Below are 2163 nucleotides of genomic sequence, written 5' to 3' on the forward strand. Positions count from 1 at the left end.
TCGAACTTTTAAAATATGAAATGAAGATACCGCAGTACCAATTATTTTCGCAGTACAAATAATGCGCGGCCGGTGCATTTTTCGAAAGAACGCGAGACAAACAGGACAATTAAAGTTAGTTTTTCGAGTTAGCGTGTTTGAATACTGCAAGATACAAGATAAATAGAGTAGTTGAAACTAGATATCAATTGCACACAAGATCGGCGCTAAGCATGCCACAATTTGATATATTATGTAAAACACCACCTAAGGTGCTTGTTCGTCAGTTTGTGGAAAGGTTTGAAAGACCTTCAGGTGAGAAAATAGCATTATGTGCTGCTGAACTAACCTATTTATGTTGGATGATTACACATAACGGAACAGCAATCAAGAGAGCCACATTCATGAGCTATAATACTATCATAAGCAATTCGCTGAGTTTCGATATTGTCAATAAATCACTCCAGTTTAAATACAAGACGCAAAAAGCAACAATTCTGGAAGCCTCATTAAAGAAATTGATTCCTGCTTGGGAATTTACAATTATTCCTTACTATGGACAAAAACATCAATCTGATATCACTGATATTGTAAGTAGTTTGCAATTACAGTTCGAATCATCGGAAGAAGCAGATAAGGGAAATAGCCACAGTAAAAAAATGCTTAAAGCACTTCTAAGTGAGGGTGAAAGCATCTGGGAGATCACTGAGAAAATACTAAATTCGTTTGAGTATACTTCGAGATTTACAAAAACAAAAACTTTATACCAATTCCTCTTCCTAGCTACTTTCATCAATTGTGGAAGATTCAGCGATATTAAGAACGTTGATCCGAAATCATTTAAATTAGTCCAAAATAAGTATCTGGGAGTAATAATCCAGTGTTTAGTGACAGAGACAAAGACAAGCGTTAGTAGGCACATATACTTCTTTAGCGCAAGGGGTAGGATCGATCCACTTGTATATTTGGATGAATTTTTGAGGAATTCTGAACCAGTCCTAAAACGAGTAAATAGGACCGGCGATTCTTCAAGCAATAAACAGGAATACCAATTATTAAAAGATAACTTAGTCAGATCGTACAATAAAGCTTTGAAGAAAAATGCGCCTTATTCAATCTTTGCTATAAAAAATGGCCCAAAATCTCACATTGGAAGACATTTGATGACCTCATTTCTTTCAATGAAGGGCCTAACGGAGTTGACTAATGTTGTGGGAAATTGGAGCGATAAGCGTGCTTCTGCCGTGGCCAGGACAACGTATACTCATCAGATAACAGCAATACCTGATCACTACTTCGCACTAGTTTCTCGGTACTATGCATATGATCCAATATCAAAGGAAATGATAGCATTGAAGGATGAGACTAATCCAATTGAGGAGTGGCAGCATATAGAACAGCTAAAGGGTAGTGCTGAAGGAAGCATACGATACCCCGCATGGAATGGGATAATATCACAGGAGGTACTAGACTACCTTTCATCCTACATAAATAGACGCATATAAGTACGCATTTAAGCATAAACACGCACTATGCCGTTCTTCTCATGTATATATATATACAGGCAACACGCAGATATAGGTGCGACGTGAACAGTGAGCTGTATGTGCGCAGCTCGCGTTGCATTTTCGGAAGCGCTCGTTTTCGGAAACGCTTTGAAGTTCCTATTCCGAAGTTCCTATTCTCTAGAAAGTATAGGAACTTCAGAGCGCTTTTGAAAACCAAAAGCGCTCTGAAGACGCACTTTCAAAAAACCAAAAACGCACCGGACTGTAACGAGCTACTAAAATATTGCGAATACCGCTTCCACAAACATTGCTCAAAAGCAGCTCTTTGCTATGTTCTATATCTTCTATATCCCTATATAACCTACTCATTGACCTTTCGCTCCTTGAACTTGCACCTAAACTCGACTTCTAAATTTTATGTTTATCTCCAAAAGCTACTTTATAAAAAAAAATAATGAGAATTATTGAGACTATATATCCAAAACAATACAGAAAATGTAAACATTACCCATATATCACATATATGAATAAATAGAAGAATCATTCATAGTTTTCCGACTAATCAAGAATTTTCAATGCTTCCACTTTCTGTTTATAAAGTACGCACAATCTGCATCGACTTAAACTAAATCCAGGATGCGTTTACCTTGAAAAAATGCATTCGTAGCTTCGCTTA

The 2163-nt window shown here is 37.0% G+C and carries 2 protein-coding genes; one reads left to right on the forward strand and one right to left on the reverse strand.

Annotation, left to right across the window (positions count from 1 at the left end):
- The first annotated feature begins 212 nt into the window (after positions 1-212).
- Complete coding sequence (locus U8L64_RS00385; protein WP_333392730.1) at positions 213-1484, forward strand: hypothetical protein; 1272 nt, start codon at positions 213-215, stop codon at positions 1482-1484.
- 198 nt (positions 1485-1682) lie between these two features.
- On the opposite strand, the gene U8L64_RS00390 is transcribed toward U8L64_RS00385, so the two are convergent.
- A complete protein-coding gene (locus U8L64_RS00390) occupies positions 1683-1856 on the reverse strand; it encodes a hypothetical protein (RefSeq protein WP_022619478.1) in 174 nt (57 codons plus the stop codon).
- Positions 1857-2163 lie beyond the last annotated feature (307 nt).

Source organism: Pseudomonas sp. FIP_A4, assembly GCF_036701605.1.
Lineage (GTDB): Bacteria > Pseudomonadota > Gammaproteobacteria > Pseudomonadales > Pseudomonadaceae > Stutzerimonas > Stutzerimonas phenolilytica.

What these genes read in the sequence shown, in the direction of transcription:
- U8L64_RS00385 (WP_333392730.1), top strand. Translation starts at nt 213, where the DNA reads ATGCCACAATTTGATATATTATGTAAAACACCACCTAAGGTGCTTGTT.
- U8L64_RS00390 (WP_022619478.1), bottom strand. Translation starts at nt 1,856, where the DNA reads ATGAGTAGGTTATATAGGGATATAGAAGATATAGAACATAGCAAAGAG.